The sequence below is a fragment of the Curtobacterium sp. NPDC088465 genome (assembly GCF_044753165.1).
Lineage (GTDB): Bacteria > Actinomycetota > Actinomycetes > Actinomycetales > Microbacteriaceae > Curtobacterium.
In genome coordinates, this window is the sequence record NZ_JBIVMR010000001.1 from 1,331,598 (window position 1) to 1,351,987 (window position 20,390).

Consider the following 20,390-nt stretch of genomic DNA (forward strand, 5'->3'; position numbering starts at 1 on the left):
CACCGAGCCTCCAGACCGTCGGCTGATCGGGGAGTGATCAGTGGATGCGGCCCGCCTCGTGGTCGCGACCGGTCCGGCGACCCGTCGCGCGGGCGACGAAGTACAGCACCACGCCGACGGCCAGCAGCAGGGCGGCGTACAGCCAGACCTGCCCGCTCTGCTGCGTGAGCAGCAGGATGCAGGACGCCACCCCGAGCACCGGCACCCACGTCCACACACGGAAGTGGTCGTGCTCGACCCTGTCCTTCCGCAGCACCAGCACGGCGACGTTCGTGCTGATGAACACGAACAGCAGCAGGAGCACGACGGTCTCGGCGAGGGTTCCGACGTCACCGACGAGCGTCAGGAGCATCGCGACGACGGTGGTCGCGACGATGGCGACCCACGGCGTCTTCCGGTTCGGCAGGACCTTCGCGAGCAGGGCGGGCAGGAGCCGCTGCTCCGCCATGCCGTACGTGACGCGGCTCGCCATGATCATCGTGAGGAGCGCGCCGTTCGCGACGGCGACCAGGGCGATGAGGCTGAACACCCAGTCGGGGATCGGCACGCCGGTCGCCGACACGACGGCCAGCAGGGGGCCGCTCGACCCGGACAGCTCCGAGGCGGGCAGGGTGATCGAGCTCGCGAGCGCGACGAGCACGTAGACGACGCCGGCGGTGGCGAGGGAGCCGAACAGCGCGCGGGGGTAGATGCGACGGACGTCGCGGACCTCCTCGGCGATGTTCGCCGAGGTCTCGAAGCCGACGAACGAGTAGTAGGCGACGATCGCGGCGCTCAGGGTCGCGAGTGCGGGGTTCGCCTCGGCGGGGAAGGCGCCGATGCGCGAGACGTCGCCGCCGCCACCGCCCAGCATGACCGCGACGACCACGATGACGATGACCAGGCCGGAGACCTCGATGATCGTCATGACGACGTTGCTGCGCAGCGAGTCGGAGATGCCCCGGGCGTTCAGGCAGGCGACGAGTGCGAGGAACACGATCGCCGTCGGCACCGGCGGCAGGTCCACGAAGGTGCCGAGGTAGTCGCCCGCGAACGCCAGCGAGAGCCCCGCGGCGCTCGTGACACCGGCGGCGAGCATGCTGAAGCCGACGAGGAACGACACGATCGGCGTCTTGTACGCCCGCTCGGCGAACACCGCGGCGCCACCGGCCTTCGGGTACTTCGTCACGAGCTCGGCGTACGAGCCCGCGGTCAGCAGGGCCAGGAGCAGCGCGAGGACCAGCGGTGCCCAGAGCGCGCCGCCGACGTCCTTCGACAGGGTGCCCATGAGGGCGTAGATGCCGGCGCCGAGCACGTCGCCGAGGATGAAGAGGAACAGGAGCGGGCCGGTGATCGCCTGCTTGAGCTTCGAGCCCGAGCCGTCCTGGGCCGTCGTGGTGGTGCTCATGTGGTGCCTTCCGTCACGCCCAACCTCGACGGGGAGCGGTCCGAGCGCTCCCGGAAGGTCCGCTCGGCGCGGTCGACACGGGTCCTCCCGAGCCTGAGCGTCCGAGCCGGGGCGGTCCTAGACTCGATCGGAGCCGAACCGACCACCGAGACCAGAGGAACTCCGATGACGATGCCGGACCGGCGCACGCCCGCACGACTCGCCGACACGCGGGCACTCCTGTTCGACCTGGACGGCGTGCTGACGCCCACCGCCGACGTGCACATGCGCGCGTGGAGCCGCCTGTTCACGTCGTTCCTGTCCGAGCACGGCGCTGCGCCGTACACGGAGCAGGACTACTTCGACCACATCGACGGCAAGCCCCGCTACGACGGGGTCCGTTCGTTGCTGGCGTCCCGGGGCATCGAGCTCCCGCAGGGCGCGCCGGACGACGCCCCCGGGAGCGACACCGTGTGCGCGCTCGGCAACCGCAAGAACGCCGAGTTCACGGCCGAGCTGACCGAGCACGGCGTCGAGCCGTACCCGGGGTCGCTCCGGTTCCTCGTCGCCGCGATCGCCGCCGGCATGCAGGTCGCCGTCGTGTCGAGCTCGGCGAACGCGACGCAGGTCCTGCGGACGGCGGGGATCCTCGACCACTTCCCGGTGGTCGTCGACGGCCTGGTCGCGCGTCAGGACGGCCTCGCCGGCAAGCCCGCGCCGGACACCTACCTCGACGCCGCCGGGCGCTTCGGGCTGGCCCCGGCCGAGTGCGTCGTCGTCGAGGACGCCACGAGCGGGGTCGAGGCCGGTCGGAACGGTGCCTTCGGGCTCGTCGTCGGCGTGGACCGCGGCGCCGGAGCCGACGCGCTGCGCGAGCACGGCGCGGACGTCGTCGTCCAGGACCTCGCCGAACTCGTCGACCAGCTCCCGGCCCCGCGCACCAGCTAGCCTCCCGTCCCACCGGAACGGCCCCGACGGCGTGGCCAGACCGTCCGACCACCGCACGACTCCTCCCTCCCACGGAGCACACGCCATGAACCCCATCACCTCCGACCCCCTCGACCGCGTCCGCTACCCGGTCGACGAGTGGGCGCTCGTCGAGACCGAGTACGCCCCTGACGAGCAGGGCGTCGCGGAGACGAACTTCGCGGTCGGCAACGGCTACCTCGGCCTGCGCGGCAACCTCGACGAGGGCCGCGGCGGCGTGCAGTACGGCACGTACGTCAACGGCTTCCACGAGACCTGGCCGATCCGGCACGCCGAGGACGCCTTCGGCTTCGCCAAGACCGGGCAGACGATCATCAACGCGCCCGACGCCAAGGTCATCCGGTTGTACGTCGACGACGAGCCGCTGGTCCTGGCCGAGGCCGACATCCTGCGGCACACCCGTCGGCTCGAGTTCCGCGGCGGCTACCTGTACCGCGAGACGGAGTGGTCGACGCCGTCCGGCAAGCGGGTGCTCATCCGTGCCCGTCGACTCGTGTCGTTCACCGACCGGCACCTCGCCGTCATCGACTACGAGGTCACCGTGCTCGACGGGGACGCCTCGATCCTGCTGTCCAGCCAGATCCTCAACCGGCAGGACGTGCAGGACGAGTACCACGCGGGCATGCGGGCTGCGGCGAACGCCTTCGACCCCCGCAAGGCCGAGGCGTTCACCGAGCGGGTGCTCGAGCCGAAGCTCAAGCGCAGCACGGGCGGCCGTTCGCTGCTCGGCTACCAGGCGTCGAGCTCGGGCATGACGATCTGCGTCGGTGTCGAGCACCACCTGGAGACCGAGAACTCGTGGGACGAGGCGTCGTCGATCGAGGACGACCTCGCGAAGCACGTCTACCGCGTGCAGGCCCGCGCCGGGGTGCCGATCCGACTCGTGAAGCACATGGTCTACCACACGTCCCGCGGGGTGCCGGCGCGGGAGCTCGCCGACCGGTGCGAGCGGACGCTCGACCGTGCGCGCGCCGAGACGGTCGAGGAGACCTTCGCCAAGCAGCGTGCGTGGATGGACGACTACTGGACGCGCAGCGACGTCGAGATCCCGGGGCAGCCCGCGATCCAGCAGGCGGTCCGGTGGAACCTGTTCATGCTCGCGCAGGCCACCGCCCGCACCGACGGACACGGCATCGCGGCGAAGGGCGTCACGGGCTCCGGGTACGGCGGTCACTACTTCTGGGACATGGAGATCTACGTCCTGCCGTTCCTGTCGTACACGGCGCCGATCGTCGCGCGGAACGCGCTGCGCTTCCGCTACAACATGCTCGACGCCGCTCGGTCGCGGGCGCGGGAGCTGAACCAGCGCGGGGCGCTCTTCCCGTGGCGGACGATCAACGGCGAGGAGTCGAGCGCGTACTACGCGGCCGGCACCGCGCAGTACCACATCGATGCGGACATCGCCCATGCGCTCATGCAGTACGTGCGGGCCTCGGGCGACACCGACTTCCTGAAGCGCGGGGCGATCGACATCCTGGTCGAGACCGCCCGCCTGTGGTCCGACCTGGGCTTCTGGCGGTCGAACGGCGACCGGAAGTTCCACATCGACGGGGTCACCGGGCCCGACGAGTACACGACGGTCGTCGACGACAACCTCTACACGAACGTGATGGCGCGGGCCAACCTGTGGTTCGCGGTGAACGCCTGCCGGCAGCTCGCGACCGACGACCCGGAGGAGTACGGCCGCATGGTCCGGCGCACCGGGCTCGTCGACGACGAGGTCACCGAGTGGGAGCACGCCGCCGAGTCGATGGAGATCCCGTTCGACCCGCACCGCGGCATCCACCCGCAGGACGCCCAGTTCCTCGACAAGGAGCTCTGGGACCTCGAGAACACGCCCGAGTCCAAGCGGCCGCTGCTGCTGCACTACCACCCGCTGGTGATCTACCGGTTCCAGGTGCTCAAGCAGGCCGACGTCGTGCTCGCGCTGTTCCTGCAGGGCCACGAGTTCACCGCGGCCGAGAAGCGTCGCGACTTCGACTACTACGACGCCCTGACGACCGGTGACTCGACGCTCTCCGCCGTGGTCCAGTCGATCATGGCGGCCGAGGTCGGGTACCACGACCTGGCGGCGCAGTACTTCCTGACGGCGCTCTACGTCGACCTCGCCGACCTGCACGGCAACACCGCGGACGGCGTGCACATCGCGTCGACGGGCGGCATCTGGGGTGCGCTCGTGAACGGCTTCGGCGGCATGCGCGACCACGGTGGCCGGATGACGTTCAACCCGCGCCTGCCGAAGGACTGGGAGCGCCTGACCTACCGCATCCAGGTGCACGGCTCGCGCGTCCGGGTCGACCTGGAAGAGGACGCGATGACCTTCACGGTGGAGACCGGCGAGGGCTTCACCGCGTGGGTGCACAACCAGCAGTGGGACGTCACCGCGGGGGCGCCGACGGTCGTGCCGCTCGCCCACCACGGGCCGCGGATGAGCGGGCACGCGCCCACCACGAGCGACATCCAGGGCACGCTCCGGGCGGACGGCTCCGTCATCACGGCGTCGATCCCGATGATCTCGCTGGACCGGAACCTCGACCTCGACGAGACCACCGCCTGATCGTCCGGCCGGGAGGCGCGGTGCGGGTCCGCCCCGCGCCGCGCCTCCCGTCGTCTCCGTACCCTCCACACCGGCACCGGTGCCGCCTCCGTCCCGCCTGCACACGCGCCCAGGCGGGTGCGGGCACCGTGGTCGTCCGTGCCCCCGGGCCGACGGCGTCTCCTGCGGCACGAGCAGTGCATCGAGAGGAGACACACATGGACAAGCGGTTCGAGGGCAAGGTCGCGATCGTCACGGGAGCCGGGTCGGGCATCGGCGAGGCCACCGCGCGGGCGTTCGTCGGCGAGGGAGCTGCCGTGCTGCTCGTCGACAGTGTCGAGGACAAGGTCCGTGCCGTCGCCGACAGCCTGCCGACCGGTTGTGCGGTCGCGCTGCAGGCCGACGTGGCCGACCCGGCGGCGTGGGAGACGATCGTGTCCAACGCGGTGGATCGGTGGGACCGCGTCGACGTGCTCGTGAACAACGCCGGCACCTTCACCTCCGGCGACATCACCGACATCGAGCCCGACGAGTGGCACCGGGTCATCGAGACCGATCTGTCGAGCGTGTTCTACGGCACGCGGGCGGCGCTGCCGTTCCTGCGGGAGACCAAGGGGTCGGTCGTGAACACGTCATCGGTCTCCGGGATGGACGCCGACTGGCGGATGAGCCCGTACAACGCGGCGAAGGGCGGCGTCTCGAACTTCACGAAGGCCGCGGCGCTCGACAACGGGCAGTTCGGTGTCCGGGTGAACGCGGTCGCGCCGGGCCTCATCTGGACGGACATGACCCAGCAGCAGGCCGAGGACGAGGAGCTCCAGCACGCGTTCGCGGAGCGTGTCTCGCTCGGTCGCGGCGGGCGCTCGGAGGAGGTCGCTGCAGCGGTCCTGTTCCTGGCCAGCGACGCTGCGTCCTACATCACGGGAGCGATCCTGCCGGTCGACGGCGGGACGACCGCGAGCAACGGGCAGCCCGCGCAGTCCTGACCGTCCGACGCGCGGCTCAGAGCAGCTTGCGCAGGGTGTTCGTGTTGCGGGTCGTCGTCGTGCGCCGGAAGCGCGCGGCGGCGGCCCGCTTCGCGAACGCGGTGTCGGTGCTCGAGCCCTTCGGGCAGGACCAGTAGACGACACCGACGCCCCGGGCCACCCGCTCGACACCGTCGTCGAGCGACAGGTCGGCGACCAGGCCGTCGAGGGCGGCGTCGTCGGAGCCGAAGACGACGTGGTCGTGCCGGTCGGGGGCGGAGTCGAACGGGAAGCCGTCGACCACCTCGGCGAGTCGCTCGTGCGGGACGAGGACGATCCGGGCGTCGTACCCGAAGCGGTCCCGCAGGGCCTGCTCGACGGCGGTCTGCACCGCCGACGCGTCGCCCGGTGCCGTGAACACGACGTTGCCCGAGGCGAGCACCGTCCGCACGTCGGTGTACCCGAGACCCCCGAACAGCGCCGCGAGCTCGGCGTTCCGGATCGTGATCCCGTTGACGTTCACCCCACGCAGCAGCGCGACCCACCTGGCCATGCCGGAACCGTAGCCTGCCCGGCGGCGGTGGGGCGAGCCTCCCGACTGATCCGCAACGACCATTGCGCAAGAAACGTTGCACAAGACGTGTTGTGCACCTATGGTCGAGCCATGGACGTGCAGCGACTCGACGACGCGGCGCAGATGCGCGCGCTCGCCCACCCGACCCGGCTGCGGCTCGTCGGGCTGCTCCGGACCGGTGGCCCGCAGACCGCGGCGATGCTCGGCGAGCAGGTCGACGAGGCACCGGGGACGATCAGCTACCACTGCAAGCGCCTGGCCGACGCCGGCTTCATCGAGCCCGCACCCGAGCTCGGCACCGACCGACGTGAGCGCTGGTGGCGGGCGGTCGCGCAGCACACGTCGTGGGACCTCGCGGACGGCTTCGACGACCCCGACCGGATGGTCGCCGGCACTGCGCTCGACCGGACCGTCGCGCAGGCGTACGCCGACGAGTACACGGCGTTCCTCGACCACGTCCCGGCCTTCGGGCGCGAGTGGGTCGCGGCGTCGAACAGCGGTGACCGGACCCTCCGGCTGACGGTCGACGAGCTGCGTGCCCTCGGGTCGGAGCTGCAGGGCGTCCTCGACCGGTGGGAGGCGCGGAGCGCCGAGCACGAACCCGGCGACGGTGCCGAGCGGGTCACCGCGGTCGTCCAGAGCTACCGGTCGGCGCGCCCGTGAACGCGCACTGGCGGCTGCGGTCGCTGCTCGCCGTCCAGGTGGTCTCGCGGACCGGGAACGTCGCGACGACGATCGCGGTGCCGTTCGTGGTGCTCTCCCGCGGCGGGTCGGCGACGGACGTCGGCATCGCGGCCTTCGCGGCGACGATCCCGATCGTGCTCGGCGGGGCCTTCGGCGGCGTGCTCGTCGAGCGCTTCGGGTTCGTCCGGTCGAGCGTGGCGTCCGACCTGGTCAGCGCCGCGACGCTCGTCGCGATCCCGCTCCTGGCGTGGACCGTCGGGCTGCCGGCCTGGGCGCTGCTCGTGCTCGTGTTCCTCGGCGGCCTGTTCGACACCCCGGGGGAGTCGGGCCGGCGGGTGCTCCTGCCGGGACTCGCGACGGCGGCGGGGATCCCGCTCGAGCGTGCCGTGGGCCACTTCGAGGCGTCGGTGCGCTTCTCGGTGCTGCTCGGCGCCCCCGCGGCGGGACTGCTCGTGGGCGCCGTCGGGCCGTTGCCCGCACTGGCCGTGACCGCCGCCGTGTTCGGGGCGGCAGCGGTGCTCGCCGCCGTCACGCTGCGGGGTGTCGTCGTCGCTCCCGCGACCGACGCGGGCGCCGCCGAGCCGTCCGCCGGGTACTGGCGCGACCTCGGCGCCGGGCTGCGCTTCTGCGTGCGCGACCCGCTCTTCCGGCTCGTCATCACGCTCGTGCTCGTGACGAACCTGCTCGACGCGGCGCGCTCGACAGCGCTGCTCCCGCTCTACGCCGACCGAGTGCTCGACGGCGCGCAGTCGCTCGGGATCGTCAGCGGGACCTTCGGTGGTGCGGCGTTCCTCGGATCCCTCGCGTTCGGGTACGTGGCGCACCGGGTGCCCCGGCGGATCACGTTCGTGGTGTGCTTCGTCCTGGCCGGCGGGCCGTCGCTCGCGGTGCCGGCGCTCGGGCTCGGGCTGCCGTGGGTGCTCGGCGCGTGCGTGCTGTCGGGCTTCGCGGCGGGCGCGCTCAACCCGATCCTGGGGGCGGTCGAGCTCGAGCGCATCCCGTCACACATGCGGGCCCGGGTGTTCGGGCTCCTGTCGGCGGGGTCGTGGGCGGGCATCCCGCTCGGCGGACTCTTCGGGGGCATCGCTGCGGACGGCATCGGCGTGACCGGGACGTTCGCGATCGTGGCCGTGGTCTACACGATCGTCACGCTGTCGCCGCTGCTCGGTGGGTCCTGGCGGCTCATGGAGCGGCAGCCGGCTGCCGCCGACGCGTCCGGGGTGAAGCTCGCTGAGCGTTCCGCTGTCTCGCACTGAGCCCTTGTGTTCAGAACGCGTTCTGAATAAGCTCGGGACATGACCCTCCTCGCTCCCACTCGTCGACGCCGCTCGGTCCAGTCGTCCGATCTGTCCCGCCATGCGAAGGACGTGTTCGCGGCGGCGGAGGTCGAGCCGCTCGAGGTGACACGTCGTGACGGCAAACCGCTCGTCCTCACGACCAAGGAGCGCTCTGACGATGATGAGGCGGTCCTCGACATCGCGGCGCAGCTGATCGCGGCCATGACCGTCAACGTCGAACTCCCGCTGCAGGACCGACTTGCGATCCCCTACCCGTGGTTGAAGCTCCTCAGTGCTGACGACCAGGTGCGCTTCGCCAAGGAGATCACCGAGATCGCGCGCGGCTCCTTCTCGCTGCGCCAACCGCGGACGCTCCTGCTCGAGATGCAGGCGTGGCGCAACTCTGCCGAGGCGCTCGCTGCCGGGTGGGGCCGTTCGGAACCGCAGCTGCTCGACGAGCCGATCGCCGTCGAGCGCCCCTGACCGAGCCGTGGGCCGACGGACGACGGTGCCACGGCCGGTGCGCACCACGGAGTACTCCATCGTGTTCCTGACCCGGGCAGCGGAAGTGGGCTGGCGCGATCTCGTGGCGACGCAGCGGAACGCCGTGGCGGACGCATGGGACCGTCTGGCGACGGATCCGCTCACGGAGGACCTGGCGTGTCACGCACTCCGCGGAGAACTGGGGATCGTCGTGCACTCCGGCCGGCAGTGGACGCGGCGGCAGCTCGAGTTGAAGCGCGGGGCAAGGATCTGGTTCACCGTCAACGAGTCCCAGCGCACCGTCGGCGTGATCGCTGTGCACACGCACCACCCGAATGCGACGAAGTAGCCGTCCCGCACTTGCTCGGAGCGACCCGAGCGACGCTCCGGTAGACGAGGAGCATGACGGACGAGCGCAACGCAGACGGCCAGGCAGCAGACGGACAGGGACCGGACGACGCACACGTGGTGCCCGAGGGGGTGTCCGAGGCGACGGTCGAGGCGCTCGGCACGCTGTCGGCCGCACTCGAGGTGCTCGAGCACGCACGGGGCCTGCTCTACGGGTTCCACCGACTCACCGGGACCGCGGACCTGAACCTCGGCGAGGCCGTCGAACAGCTCCGGAAGGCCGGCCACACCGAGCTCGCCGAGCGGATCGACACCGAGCTGGTCGGCCGCAACGTCATCGACGGACGGTGGACGTTCCAGATCGTCGAGGACTACGACGACAACTACTACGCCCTCGCCAAGGAGCTCGAGCAGACCGCCCGCGACCAGCTCGTCGGCGGCAAGCGCCACCTGTACGAGGCGGGCATGAAGGAGGACCGGCGCACCCCGGGCCGACGCCGCCACGAGGCCAAGCCGGCCGACCTGCGGGACTGACCCAGCGCCTCCCGGCCGGACCTACCGGACGTACCGGACGCACTCTCGCGGAACGCACCGTGGGCGGTCCCTCACAGCGGAACGTCGCTGCGAAGGACCGCCCACGTTGCGCCTGGAAAGCGCGGGACGCGGAAGCGGGAGCGCGCTACCCGACGCCGAGCAACGCCTCGAGCGGCCCGCGCGCGAAGTACAGCAGGAAGCCCGCCGCCACGACGTAGAGGAGCCAGGAGACCTCGCGGCCGCGGCCGGACAGCAGCTTGATGAGCACCCAGCTGATGAAGCCGGCGCCGATGCCGTTCGCGATCGAGTAGGTCAGCGGCATCACGACGATCGTCAGGAACGCCGGCAGCGCAGCACCGAAGTCACTCCACTCGATGTCCTTCACCTGCGCGACCATGAGCGCACCGACGACGACGAGTCCGGCGGCCGCGACCTCGAGCGGGACGACCTGGGTCAGGGGCGTGAGGAACATCGACGCCAGGAACAGCAGGCCCGTCACGACCGAGGCCATGCCCGTGCGGGCTCCCTCGCCGATGCCCGACGCCGAGTCGATGAAGACCGTGTTCGACGACACCGAGGCGCCACCACCGGCGATGGCGCCGGCACCCTCGACGACGAGCGCCGACTTCAGGCGGGGGAAGGTGCCGTCGGGCTTCGCGACACCGGCGGCCTTCGCGAGCCCGGTCATCGTGCCCATCGCGTCGAAGAAGTTCGTGAAGACGAGGGTGAAGACGAGCATCGACGCGGCGACCGGGCCGATGCGGGTGAACGCTCCGAAGACGTCGGCGTGCCCGACGAGCGACAGGTCCGGCAGCGCGAAGAGGGCGTTCGGCAGGCCGGGGGCGTTGAGGTTCCAGCCGGTGGGGGAGTCGACCGAGGTGGGGACCTTGAAGATCGCCTGCAGGATGATGGCGATCACGGTGGTGCCGATGATGCCGATGAGCAGCGCGCCCTTCACCCGGCGGGCCATGAGCGTGCCGATGATGACCAGGCCGATCAGGAACACGATCGTGGGGAGGGCCGCGACGGAGCCGTCCTCACCGAGCTGCAGCGGCGGCGAGGCGTTCTTCGTGGTGCGGACGAACCCCGAGTCGACGAGTCCGATGAACGCGATGAACAGACCGATGCCGACGGTGATCGCGGCCTTGAGCTGCGCGGGCACGGCCGTGAAGATCATCGTCCGGATGCCGGTCAACGCCAGGATCACGATCACCACGCCGTTGATGACGACGAGGCCCATCGCCTCGGCCCAGGTGACCTGGTGCACGACGCTCACGGCGAGGAACGAGTTGATCCCGAGGCCCGCGGCGATGCCGAACGGCAGGTTCGCGACGAGGCCCATCGCGATCGTCATCACACCGGCGACGAGGCCGGTCGCGGCGGCGACCTGCGCGTTCTGCAGCCAGCCGCCGAGGACGTCCTGCGGCGCCTGGTCCTGACTGAACCCGCCGAGGATCAGCGGGTTGAGGATGACGATGTAGGCCATCGTCACGAAGGAGACGAGACCACCACGGATCTCACGGGGGATGCTCGACCCGCGGTGCGTGATCGAGAAGAAGCGGTCGAGGCCGGATGCGAAGCGGTTCCGGGGCGGGGTGTCGGTCTGCTGGGCGCTCACCGAACGAGTTTACAGAACGCTGGGAGTCCGAGCGGCTCGTGTGTCGCTGCAGGGCACCGGCCTGGAGGCGCGGGTCACCGACCCGGGGGACGGTGCGTCCGACAGGCGGCCGCGTTCTGCGGCCATCCGACGGTGTTGGATGAGAGCGTGAACGAACGTCTGGACCGCGCGCGGGTCGAAGCCGCCGTGCGTGAGCTCCTCCTCGCCGTCGGCGACGACCCTGACCGCCCCGAGCTCGAACGGACCCCGGCACGCGTCGCCGACTCGTACGCCGAGTTCTTCGCCGGCATGGGGGTCGACGCCACCGCGATCGCACGCTCCGGCGCCGTGCACTCCGAGGACGGGGAGCGCGGGCAGCTCGTGGTCGTCCGCGACGTGCGGTTCCGTTCGATGTGCGAGCACCACCTGCTGCCGTTCATCGGCGTCGCCCACCTGGCGTACGCGCCGGGCGAGCAGCTCATCGGCCTCGGGACCCTGTCGCGCGTGCTCGACGCCGTGGCCTCGCGTCCGCAGCTGCAGGAGCGGCTCGGCGAGCAGGTCGCATCGGCGGTGGCCCAGGGGCTCGACGCCGACGGCGTGCTCGTCGTGCTCGACGCGACGCACCAGTGCGTGACCGCTCGCGGCGAACGGCAGTCGGGTTCGTCGACGGTGACCGTCGCGGCGACCGGTTCCCTGGCCGACGCGGCGGGGCGGGCCGAGGCGATCGCACTCATCGGTGCCGGTGCTGGTGACGACCACGGGGCGGACGCATGACGAGCGAGCAGCCGACCACGGGCCTCCAGGCCGTGACACCCGCACCCGGCTGGGTCGTGCCGGCCCTGCGCGACCCGGTCCGCACCATCGGGCGCCGCACCTTCGACTTCGACCACCGCATCGCCGTCATGGCGATCGTGAACCGCACGCCCGACTCGTTCCACGACAAGGGTGCGACCTTCGCACTCGACCGGGCCGTCGAGGCCGCCGTCCGCGCGGCCGACCAGGGGGCGGACTGGGTCGACATCGGCGGGGTGAAGTTCGCGCCGGGGCCCGAGCTGTCCGCCGACGACGAGATCGACCGGGTGCTGCCGGTCGTGTCCCAGCTCGCCGAGCAGTCCGACGTCGTGATCTCGGTCGACACCTTCCGGCCCGAGGTCGCTGCGGCGACGATCGCCGCGGGGGCCAGCGTCGTCAACGACACCACGGGGTTGTCCGACCCGCGGATGGCGTCCGTGGTCGCCGACTCCGACGCGACCGTCGTCATCACGCACTCGACCGCCCCGCCGCGCCAGCAGCTGCCGACGCCGCCGACGTACGCCGACGTGACCGCCTCGGTCGTGGACTTCCTGCGCGAGCGGGTCGACCGTGCGCTCGCAGCGGGGATCCCCGAGTCGCGGATCATCGTCGACCCCGGGCACGACCTCAACAAGAACACCGTGCACACGCTCGAGCTGACCCGACGGCTGCCCGAGGTCGTCGCGCTCGGGTTCCCGGTGCTCGCAGCGGTGTCGAACAAGGACTTCGTGGGGGAGTCCCTCGGGCGTCCCCGTGGTGCTCGCCTGTCGGGGTCGCTCGCCGCGGCGACCGTCAGCGCGATGCTCGGTGCCCGGATCGTCCGCATGCACGATGTCGTCGAGAGCGTCGACGCGATGCGCATGGTCGAGGCGGTCCTCGGTTGGCGCGAACCCGTGGAAGCGAGGCACAACACGTGAACAGCCCCTCCCTGCCGGCGTCGATCGCCGACCTGTCCGACGACGAGCTGCTCGACCGGTACACCGCGGACGTCCCCGACGGCCCCTGGCTGCGGGTGAACTTCGTCGCGACGCTCGACGGTTCGGCGTCCGCGTCGGGTCGCACGGCGTCCCTCGGCGGGGACGACGACCTGCGCGTGTTCGACCTGCTCCGCCGGGTCGCCGACGTCGTGCTCGTGGCCGCCGGCACCGTGCGCGACGAGGAGTACGGTCCGATGGTGCTGCACGACGAGGACGTCGCCTGGCGCCGCGCGCACGGGATGCCCGACCACCCGGTCTTCGCGATCGTCACGAACTCCGCGTCGGTGGACGCGGGCTCGCGGGTGTTCACCGAGGCTCCGGTGCGGCCGATCGTGCTGACGTCCGGGTCCGGTGCCGCGTCGTCGTCCGGGCAGGCCCTGGCGTCCGTCGCGGACGTCGTGGACTGCGGCTCGGATGCTGTCGACGTGGGTGCCGTGCGGGACGCCCTGGCCGCTCGGGGCCTCGACCGGATCCACTGCGAGGGCGGTCCGTCGTTCCTCGGGGCGCTCGTCGCGGCCGACGCGGTCGACGAACTGACGCTGACGATCGACCCGACGCTCGAGGGCGGTGAGGGTCCGCGCATCGCGACCGGGTCCTCGCCGGAGCTGCGCCGGATGCGGCCCGCGCACGTGCTGCTCGGCGACGGCGGTGTGCTGCTGACCCGGTGGGTGCGCGACCGGTAGCGGCTAGGGTCGGACGCGTGATCGACGTCGTGGTGTCCGGGGTGCTGTTCGACATGGACGGGACGCTCGTCGACTCGACCGCCGTGGTCGAGGAGGCGTGGAGCCGCTTCGGTGCGGAGCACGGCATCGACCCCACCGAGATCCTCGGCTTCTCGCACGGGCGGCAGACGATCGACACCGTGCAGCGCTTCCTGCCGCACCTGGCCCCGGACGAGCAGCGGGCGATCGTCGCGACGATGATCGCCGCCGAGATCGGGTACACCGAGGGCATCGTCGAGGTGCCGGGAGCGGGCGCGTTCGTGCAGCGCCTGCTCGACACCGGTGTGCCGGTCGCCCTCGTCACGAGCGCGCCGCGGGAGCTCGCGGTGGAGCGGATGCGGGCCGCGGGGGTCCCGGTGCCCGAGGCACTCGTGCCCTCGGAGGACGCCGAGCGGAGCAAGCCGCACCCCGAGGGCTACCTGCGTGGTGCCGCGCTGCTCGGGGTGCCGCCGGAGCGGTGCCTGGCGTTCGAGGACGCCCCCGCCGGGGTCGAGGCCGCCGTCGCCTCCGGAGCCACGACCGTCGTCGTCGGGACGCTCGAGGCACCGGTCACCGCAGGGCTGCCGCGCATCACGGGGTACGACGGCATCGAGGTCGTCCGCGAGGGGTCCGCTTTCCGCATCCGGGGCTGAACGTCGGCTCCGGACTGCGAACGTCCCCAGGCCGTCCGGACGACCGTGGACATCGCGCCGGGAGACCCCCGGCAGCGGAAGGAGCGACCATGGCAGCCCTCGACGGCAAGAAGATCCTCGTCATCGCGACGAACTACGGCGTGGAGCAGGACGAGATCGTCGTCCCCACCGACCAGCTCCGCGAGCGCGGTGCCGACGTCACGGTGGCGGCGCAGGAGTCCGGCTCGATCGAGACCCTCGTCGGCGACAAGGACCCGGGCAAGTCGGTCTCCGTCGACACCACCATCGGCAGTGTCAGCGGCGCAGGCGACTACGACGCACTCGTCGTCCCCGGTGGCACCATCAACGCGGACACCATCCGCCAGGACTCGGACGCGGTCGCACTCGTGAAGGCCTTCGCCGAGGCGGGCAAGCCCGTCGCCGCGATCTGCCACGGCCCGTGGACCCTCATCGAGGCCGGTGTGCTGCAGGGCAGGACCATCACCTCGTTCCCCTCGCTGCAGACCGACGTGCGCAACGCCGGCGCCGAGTGGGTCGACCAGGAGGTCCAGGTCGACGGCGGCCTGATCACGTCGCGCAACCCCGACGACCTGCCGGCGTTCGTCGACGCGATCGAGCAGGCGCTCACCGCCTGACCCGCTCGCACCACGCACCGTGGGCGGCACCTCGCAGGGCTACGGCGCTGCGAGGTGCCGCCCACGGTGCGTTTCCCGGAACGGCCGGAACGGGCGGGGAGCGCCCGTCCGTCAGAGCGCGACGGGGCGCGCCGTGCGGAGCACCGCGGGCCCGAGGGTGAGCACGCCGTCGGACTCCGGGTCGCAGCGCACCCCGCCCAGCCCGCGCATCGCCCGGAACGCGCCGGGAGCCACCTCGTGGTCCATCCAGGCGCACGGGTTCGCCGGCCGGTACCCGCGGAAGGACACCGGACCGCCGGACCCCGGGCTCTCGAGCGAGAACGGCGAACCCCGGAGTGCCTCGACGTCGGCACCCCGCAGGTACACGTTGCGCCGGGTCGCCGCGGGGTCGACGGGGGCACCCACCGCCTCGGCCACGGCGTCGAGCCCCTCGAGACCGATCACCGTGACGGTGGCGTGCACGTGCGCCCGTGCGGCGAAGTAGCGGTCACCGACGATGCCGAGTCCCGCCCGGAGCTCGATCCGGTCGCGGAGCTCCGGGCCCGCGGCCGGCAGCGCCCCGTCCGCCGGGCGCCCCTCGTAGCGGTGGTGCGGGGAGACGAGCAGCATCGCGACCTCGACGTCGGTGCGGAAGGGCAGGTCGCCGGGGCCGGCCACGTCGTCGACGGAGGTCACGGCGCCCACGGTAGTCGTGCCTCCCGGCCGGCACCGCTGTCCCGCTGTCGTGGTGAGACGCCGGCGTGCGCGCGAGACGCCGCGAAGGTTGTGAGACGCCGCCGGATCCCGCGGCGTCTCGGAGCGAACGGTGCGTCTCGACGCGACGCCGCCGTCTCGACACAGCCGCCGACCGCCGGTACACACCGCCGCCCCGCTGCCGTGTCCGATTCCCGCCAGTACCTGTCGGGGGCCCGTGCCAGGCTGACCGCGTGACGAACCCCGCACCCGGCACGGAGCCGCAGCCCGACGCGCAGCCCGACGAGCTGCACGCCGAGCTGCACGCCGAGCGCCACCGCGCCGTCGCCTCCCGCGACGCGCGGTTCGACGGCCAGTTCGTCACCGCCGTGCACTCCACCGGCATCTACTGCCGCCCGAGCTGCCCCGCCCGGACCCCGCGCGCCGAGGGCGTCACGTTCTACCGCACGAGTGCCGCCGCCCACCTCGCCGGCTTCCGCGCGTGCAAGCGCTGCCTGCCCGAGGCGACGCCGGGCAGCCCGGAGTGGGACCTCCGTGAGGACGTCGCCGGCCGTGCCGTCCGACTCGTCCTCGACGGCGTCGTCGAGCGCGAGGGGGTACCCGGCCTGGCCGCCCGCGTGGGGTACTCCGAGCGGCAGCTGGGCCGGATCATGACCGAGGAGCTCGGGGCCGGACCGAAGGCCCTCAGCCGGGCGCACCGTGCACAGACCGCGCGGACGCTCCTGACCTCGTCGGACCTGCCGGTGGCCGACGTCGCGTTCGCCTCCGGCTTCACGAGCGTCCGGCAGTTCAACGACACCGTGCGCGAGGTCTTCGCCCTCACCCCCTCCGAGCTCCGCGCGCGCCGGACCGACCGGCCGACGTCGGCCGACGACGGCTGGCTGCACGTCCACCTCCCCGCGCGCGCGCCCTTCGACCTGCAGGGCCTGCTCGACTGGCACGCGCTCCACGCGCTGCCGGGGCTGGAGCACGTCGAGCGGGACGCCTCGGGCCGCGTCACGGCCTACGGTCGCCTCGTCGCCCTGCCGGGAGGCCCGGCCCGCTTCACCGCCTCGGCCCCCGCCACCGACGGGGTCGGCAGGGGCGCGGGGCGCGTCGGGGTCGCCCTGCGCGTCCGGCTCACGACGCTCTCCGACCTGCCGACGCTCGTGGCGCGGGTGCGGGCCCTGTTCGACCTCGACGCCGACCCCGAGGCGGTCGACGCCGTCCTCGCCACGGACCCCGTCCTCGCCCCGGCGGTCGCCCGGGTCCCCGGCATCCGCCTCCCCGGCGCCGTCGACGCACACGAGGTCGTGTTCCGCACCCTGATCGGGCAGCAGGTCTCCGTGGCCGCCGCCCGCACCGCACAGACCCGGCTCGTCGCAGCCCTCGGGGAGTCGGTCGACCCGGGGCTGGCCGAGGACGGGCTGCTGTTCCCGACCGCGACGACGATCGCGACCCGCGGGCACGAGGTCCTGCGGGGACCCGCGGCACGGGTGGACACGATCCTGCGCGTCGCGGCGGCGCTCGCCGACGGGTCGCTCGTCGTCGACGCGGGACAGTCCCTCGCGGAGCTGCGCGCCGGGCTCCTGGCGGTGAAGGGCATCGGGCCGTGGACGGCGGACTACGTGGCCCTGCGGGTCCGGCACCACCCGGACGTGTTCCTGCACAGCGACCTCGCCGTGCGGAACGGTGCACAGGAACTCGGACTGCCCGGTGGCGCCCGCGAGCTCTCCCTACGGTCGGAGCAGGTGGCGCCGTGGCGGAGCTACCTGACGATGCACTGCTGGCGTCCGATCGTCGACCGCGCGAGCGCGACGGCGGAGGCAGCAGCGGCGACGGACCACCAGGAGGAGACAGCATGACCGAGCCCACGACGACCATCCAGACGCTCGACACCCCCGACGGCCCCTTCACGGTGCTCGAGGACGACGAGGGGTACGTGCTCGCGTCGGGGTGGACCGACGACTCCGCACGGTTGCTCGCGCGGCTGGCTGACCGGCACCGCCCACGACGGCTGACCGACGGCCGGGTGCGTGCGGCCGAGGCGGTCGAGGCCTTCTACGCCGGCGAGGTCGAGGCGGCGATGCGGGTCCCGGTCCGGCAGCACGGCACCGACCTGTTCGCCGAGGGCTGGCGGCAGCTCCGCGCGATCCCGGCCGGCACCGTCCTGACGTACACCGAGCTCGCGGCGGCCATGGGGCGACCGGACGCCGTCCGCGCGGCTGCGAGCGTCTGCGCGCGGAACGCCCCGGCGCTCTTCGTGCCGTGTCACCGGGTGCTGCGGTCCGACGGGACGCTCGGCGGCTTCGCGTGGGGGCTCGACGTCAAGCGCTCCCTGCTCGAGCGCGAGTCGGTCGGCGTGACCGCGCTCGCCTGAGCCGCTCCGTGCGCGGGAACCGAGCGGCGACCGAGCGGGAACCGAGCGGCGATCGAGCAGGTTCGACCGAGCAGAGTGCACAGGGAACGTGGAGCGCTCCCCCTGGTTGCGGGTGGTGACGCTCACGGTCCGGACTGTCATGCTCTGGGTACCGACCCGCACGGTCCCTCCGCAGGACCCGACGCAGCGCCGTCGCGCACCTCGGAAGGACCCATGCCCCCCGACCAGCACGCCCCGCCCGGACAGCAGCCGGGGGACCCCGCGCACGTCGACCGCACGGTCGTGTCCGCGGACGGCACACCGCTCGCGGTCGCCGAGAGCGGCTCCGGGCCCGCCCTGGTGCTGGTCGGCGGCGCCTGGGACCACCACGGCAGCCCGGCGGTCGACCGGATGGTCGCGGCCCTCAGCGACCGCTACCGGGTCGTCACCTACGACCGGCGGGGTCGGGGTGCGAGCGGGGACACCGCGCCGTGGTCGGTCGAGCGCGAGGTCGAGGACCTGGCGGCGGTCGCGGCGTCCGTCGACGGCCCGGCCGACGCGGTGGGGTGGTGCGTCGGTGCAGGGGTGGTGCTGCGTGGCCTCGCCGCCGGCGTGCCGTTCGGGCGCGCGGTGCTCTGGGAGCCGCCGTACCGCGCCACGGTCGACCCGCAGGGCGACGACGTGCTGTTCGCGGACTTCCTCGACGGGCACGTCGCGGCCGGACGCCGGGCGCAGGCGGTGCGGGCCTTCCTGTCCCGCGTGCTCGGCATCCCGATCCCGCACATCACCGCGGCGCGCCTGAAGCCCGGACTGTGGCGGTCGCTCCTGGCCGACGCACACGTGCTCTCCCGGGACGTCCGGGTGCTCAACGGCCTCTCCGTCCCCGAGCGGGTGGCGGCGTCGGTCGGCGTCCCGGTGCTCGTGGCCTCGGGCGACGGCGGCGCCGAGTGGATGCGGCAGGCCTCGGTCGCGCTGGCCGAGGCGGTGCCCGGCTCGCGGCACCTCGTCGTCCCCGGTCAGGGGCACGTGCCGGAGCCGAAGGTGCTGCGGCACCTGGTCGACCGGTTCGTCGGGCTGCCCGCGCCCGAGTGACGTGCGCGCCCGGAGCCGCTGCGGTCGGTCGTCACCGGCCGACGCGGGAGGATGGGCATCGCGGGTGCGAGAGGATGGAGGCGTGACTGCTCCCCGCCTCGGCCTGCTGCTCGACGTCGACGGACCCATCGCCAGCCCGGTGACCCGGACGATCGCGATCCCCTCGATCGTGGCGGACCTCGTCGCGCTCGCCGCCGAGGGCGTCCCGATCGTCTTCAACACCGGCCGCAGCGACGCGTTCATCCGCGAGCAGGTCGTCGGTCCGCTGATCGCCGGAGGGCTCGCGGAGGGCGGCCGGGTGCACGCGGTGTGCGAGAAGGGTGCCGTCTGGTGCTCGATCGGCCCGCAGTACGAGGGCGGGATGAGCGACCTGGTGATCGCCGAGGACCTCGCGCTCCCGCGGGACTTCGCCGACGAGATGCGCGACCTCGTCCGTGACGAGTACGCCGACCTGGTGTTCTTCGACGAGACGAAGCACGCGATGGTCTCGATCGAGCAGCGCGTCGAGGTGCCGAACGCCGCGTACCTCGCCCGCCAGGCCGAGTTCGACGCGAAGGCGATGGCGGCGCTGGAGCGGCGCGGGCTCGGTGTCCGCCGGCTCGACGACGTCCGACCGGACGCCGACGGCGCGGTGCAGTGGCGCGTCGACCCGACGATCATCTCCACCGACGTCGAGTCCGACCGGTCCGGCAAGGACATGGGTGCCGAGCGAGCCCTCGAGCTGCTCGCGCAGGACGGGGAGCTGCCGGTGACCTGGCGGACCGTCGGCGACTCTCGTAGCGACTACGCCATGGCGGACTGGTTGCACGCCAACGGGCACGACGTCGCGCACGTGGACGTCCGGCCGGCGGACGGGGTGCCGGCGACGCCGTACCCGGTGCTCACCGCGGACGACGGCGTGATCCACGACGAGGCGGGCGCGCGCTTCCTGGCCGACTGGCGCCGCGGCGCCTGAGCTGCCCGCGTTCGGGCGGGCCTCCCGCGCCGGACCCGCGCCGAGCCTCCAGGTCGATGCCGCGATGCCGCGATGCCGCGTCTGCACGGGTGCCCGGGTGCCGAGACGCCGGCGTCTGCACCAGACGCCCTGAGTGCCTCGAGACGGTCCCGGATCCGGCGGTGTCTCGACGCGTCGACGGCGTCTCGCCGGGACGCCGTCGT

General features: G+C 72.6%; 21 protein-coding genes. 17 read left to right on the top strand and 4 right to left on the bottom strand.

Annotation, left to right across the window (positions count from 1 at the left end):
• Positions 1–37: 37 nt before the first annotated feature.
• Positions 38–1,387: an APC family permease gene (locus ACIP6W_RS06305; RefSeq protein WP_400428708.1), complete on the bottom strand. Its 1,350-nt coding sequence runs from the start codon at positions 1,385–1,387 to the stop codon at positions 38–40.
• 165 nt (positions 1,388–1,552) lie between these two features.
• Between ACIP6W_RS06305 and ACIP6W_RS06310 the strand changes: the two genes are divergently transcribed.
• The 3 genes from ACIP6W_RS06310 (at position 1,553) to ACIP6W_RS06320 (ending at position 5,875) form a co-directional block, all read left to right on the top strand.
• Complete coding sequence (locus ACIP6W_RS06310) at positions 1,553–2,314, top strand: HAD family phosphatase (RefSeq protein WP_081985144.1); 762 nt, start codon at positions 1,553–1,555, stop codon at positions 2,312–2,314.
• An 85-nt stretch (positions 2,315–2,399) separates the two neighbouring features.
• Positions 2,400–4,910 (top strand): glycoside hydrolase family 65 protein, encoded by a 2,511-nt coding sequence (locus ACIP6W_RS06315; RefSeq protein WP_066657193.1) that lies wholly within the window; start codon positions 2,400–2,402, stop codon positions 4,908–4,910.
• A 197-nt stretch (positions 4,911–5,107) separates the two neighbouring features.
• Positions 5,108–5,875 (top strand): SDR family NAD(P)-dependent oxidoreductase, encoded by a 768-nt coding sequence (locus ACIP6W_RS06320; RefSeq protein ID WP_400428711.1) that lies wholly within the window; start codon positions 5,108–5,110, stop codon positions 5,873–5,875.
• 16 nt (positions 5,876–5,891) lie between these two features.
• On the opposite strand, the gene ACIP6W_RS06325 is transcribed toward ACIP6W_RS06320, so the two are convergent.
• Complete coding sequence (locus tag ACIP6W_RS06325) at positions 5,892–6,407, bottom strand: DUF1697 domain-containing protein (protein ID WP_400428713.1); 516 nt, start codon at positions 6,405–6,407, stop codon at positions 5,892–5,894.
• Positions 6,408–6,518: 111 nt separating this feature from the next.
• Between ACIP6W_RS06325 and ACIP6W_RS06330 the strand changes: the two genes are divergently transcribed.
• From ACIP6W_RS06330 to ACIP6W_RS06350, 5 genes are read left to right on the top strand one after another with little or no spacing between them, the layout of a single operon-like run.
• Positions 6,519–7,091 (top strand): transcriptional regulator, encoded by a 573-nt coding sequence (locus tag ACIP6W_RS06330; protein ID WP_251155169.1) that lies wholly within the window; start codon positions 6,519–6,521, stop codon positions 7,089–7,091.
• Positions 7,088–8,368, top strand: a complete 1,281-nt coding sequence (locus tag ACIP6W_RS06335; RefSeq protein WP_400428715.1) for an MFS transporter — start codon at positions 7,088–7,090, stop codon at positions 8,366–8,368. Before ACIP6W_RS06330 ends, ACIP6W_RS06335 begins: the two co-directional genes overlap by 4 nt.
• A gap of 39 nt (positions 8,369–8,407) precedes the next feature.
• Positions 8,408–8,872, top strand: a complete 465-nt coding sequence (locus ACIP6W_RS06340) for a prevent-host-death protein (protein ID WP_400428717.1) — start codon at positions 8,408–8,410, stop codon at positions 8,870–8,872.
• 37 nt (positions 8,873–8,909) lie between these two features.
• A complete protein-coding gene (locus ACIP6W_RS06345; RefSeq protein WP_400428719.1) occupies positions 8,910–9,221 on the top strand; it encodes a hypothetical protein in 312 nt (103 codons plus the stop codon).
• Between the two features lie 53 nt (positions 9,222–9,274).
• Positions 9,275–9,754, top strand: a complete 480-nt coding sequence (locus ACIP6W_RS06350) for a hypothetical protein (protein ID WP_066657180.1) — start codon at positions 9,275–9,277, stop codon at positions 9,752–9,754.
• A 145-nt stretch (positions 9,755–9,899) separates the two neighbouring features.
• Here the strand turns inward: ACIP6W_RS06350 and ACIP6W_RS06355 are convergent, their stop codons facing one another.
• On the bottom strand, positions 9,900–11,372 hold the full coding sequence (locus ACIP6W_RS06355; RefSeq protein WP_311205587.1) for an NCS2 family permease: 1,473 nt from the start codon (positions 11,370–11,372) through the stop codon (positions 9,900–9,902).
• A 147-nt stretch (positions 11,373–11,519) separates the two neighbouring features.
• Between ACIP6W_RS06355 and folE the strand changes: the two genes are divergently transcribed.
• The 5 genes from folE to ACIP6W_RS06380 all read left to right on the top strand — a co-directional run bounded on the left by folE (position 11,520) and on the right by ACIP6W_RS06380 (position 15,109).
• Positions 11,520–12,125, top strand: coding sequence for a GTP cyclohydrolase I (gene folE / locus ACIP6W_RS06360; protein ID WP_400428721.1), 606 nt, complete (start codon positions 11,520–11,522; stop codon positions 12,123–12,125).
• Positions 12,122–13,060 carry a dihydropteroate synthase gene (gene folP, locus ACIP6W_RS06365; protein WP_066657176.1) on the top strand — a complete coding sequence of 313 codons (939 nt, stop codon included), beginning with the start codon at positions 12,122–12,124 and terminating at the stop codon, positions 13,058–13,060. The genes folE and folP overlap by 4 nt, the downstream gene beginning before the upstream one ends.
• Positions 13,057–13,803: a pyrimidine reductase family protein gene (locus ACIP6W_RS06370; RefSeq protein ID WP_400428723.1), complete on the top strand. Its 747-nt coding sequence runs from the start codon at positions 13,057–13,059 to the stop codon at positions 13,801–13,803. The genes folP and ACIP6W_RS06370 overlap by 4 nt, the downstream gene beginning before the upstream one ends.
• 17 nt (positions 13,804–13,820) lie before the next feature.
• Complete coding sequence (locus ACIP6W_RS06375; RefSeq protein WP_209684876.1) at positions 13,821–14,474, top strand: HAD-IA family hydrolase; 654 nt, start codon at positions 13,821–13,823, stop codon at positions 14,472–14,474.
• Between the two features lie 89 nt (positions 14,475–14,563).
• Positions 14,564–15,109 (top strand): type 1 glutamine amidotransferase domain-containing protein, encoded by a 546-nt coding sequence (locus tag ACIP6W_RS06380; RefSeq protein WP_066657169.1) that lies wholly within the window; start codon positions 14,564–14,566, stop codon positions 15,107–15,109.
• A 111-nt stretch (positions 15,110–15,220) separates the two neighbouring features.
• Here ACIP6W_RS06380 and ACIP6W_RS06385 read toward each other — a convergent pair whose 3' ends face one another.
• Complete coding sequence (locus tag ACIP6W_RS06385; protein WP_251155279.1) at positions 15,221–15,718, bottom strand: molybdenum cofactor biosysynthesis protein; 498 nt, start codon at positions 15,716–15,718, stop codon at positions 15,221–15,223.
• 371 nt (positions 15,719–16,089) lie between these two features.
• On the opposite strand from ACIP6W_RS06385, the gene ACIP6W_RS06390 reads away from it, so the two are divergent.
• The 4 genes from ACIP6W_RS06390 (at position 16,090) to ACIP6W_RS06405 (ending at position 20,187) form a co-directional block, all read left to right on the top strand.
• Positions 16,090–17,646 carry an AlkA N-terminal domain-containing protein gene (locus ACIP6W_RS06390; protein WP_251160699.1) on the top strand — a complete coding sequence of 519 codons (1,557 nt, stop codon included), beginning with the start codon at positions 16,090–16,092 and terminating at the stop codon, positions 17,644–17,646.
• Entirely contained in the window at positions 17,643–18,161 is a 519-nt protein-coding gene (locus ACIP6W_RS06395) for a methylated-DNA--[protein]-cysteine S-methyltransferase (RefSeq protein WP_209684879.1), read from the top strand. The genes ACIP6W_RS06390 and ACIP6W_RS06395 overlap by 4 nt, the downstream gene beginning before the upstream one ends.
• 213 nt (positions 18,162–18,374) lie before the next feature.
• The gene (locus ACIP6W_RS06400) at positions 18,375–19,232 is read left to right on the top strand and encodes an alpha/beta fold hydrolase (protein WP_058729653.1); all 858 of its coding nucleotides are present in this window, start codon (positions 18,375–18,377) and stop codon (positions 19,230–19,232) included.
• Between the two features lie 82 nt (positions 19,233–19,314).
• The gene (locus ACIP6W_RS06405) at positions 19,315–20,187 is read left to right on the top strand and encodes a hypothetical protein (RefSeq protein ID WP_081985143.1); all 873 of its coding nucleotides are present in this window, start codon (positions 19,315–19,317) and stop codon (positions 20,185–20,187) included.
• Positions 20,188–20,390: the final 203 nt, after the last annotated feature.

Coding starts and splice junctions, on each gene's coding strand:
- ACIP6W_RS06385 (WP_251155279.1), bottom strand. CDS start 15,718: ATGCTGCTCGTCTCCCCGCACCACCGCTACGAGGGGCGCCCGGCGGAC.
- ACIP6W_RS06395 (WP_209684879.1), top strand. CDS start 17,643: ATGACCGAGCCCACGACGACCATCCAGACGCTCGACACCCCCGACGGC.
- ACIP6W_RS06310 (WP_081985144.1), top strand. CDS start 1,553: ATGACGATGCCGGACCGGCGCACGCCCGCACGACTCGCCGACACGCGG.
- ACIP6W_RS06350 (WP_066657180.1), top strand. CDS start 9,275: ATGACGGACGAGCGCAACGCAGACGGCCAGGCAGCAGACGGACAGGGA.
- ACIP6W_RS06340 (WP_400428717.1), top strand. CDS start 8,408: ATGACCCTCCTCGCTCCCACTCGTCGACGCCGCTCGGTCCAGTCGTCC.
- ACIP6W_RS06400 (WP_058729653.1), top strand. CDS start 18,375: ATGCCCCCCGACCAGCACGCCCCGCCCGGACAGCAGCCGGGGGACCCC.
- ACIP6W_RS06315 (WP_066657193.1), top strand. CDS start 2,400: ATGAACCCCATCACCTCCGACCCCCTCGACCGCGTCCGCTACCCGGTC.
- ACIP6W_RS06305 (WP_400428708.1), bottom strand. CDS start 1,387: ATGAGCACCACCACGACGGCCCAGGACGGCTCGGGCTCGAAGCTCAAG.
- ACIP6W_RS06330 (WP_251155169.1), top strand. CDS start 6,519: ATGGACGTGCAGCGACTCGACGACGCGGCGCAGATGCGCGCGCTCGCC.
- ACIP6W_RS06320 (WP_400428711.1), top strand. CDS start 5,108: ATGGACAAGCGGTTCGAGGGCAAGGTCGCGATCGTCACGGGAGCCGGG.
- folP (WP_066657176.1), top strand. CDS start 12,122: ATGACGAGCGAGCAGCCGACCACGGGCCTCCAGGCCGTGACACCCGCA.
- ACIP6W_RS06380 (WP_066657169.1), top strand. CDS start 14,564: ATGGCAGCCCTCGACGGCAAGAAGATCCTCGTCATCGCGACGAACTAC.
- ACIP6W_RS06325 (WP_400428713.1), bottom strand. CDS start 6,407: ATGGCCAGGTGGGTCGCGCTGCTGCGTGGGGTGAACGTCAACGGGATC.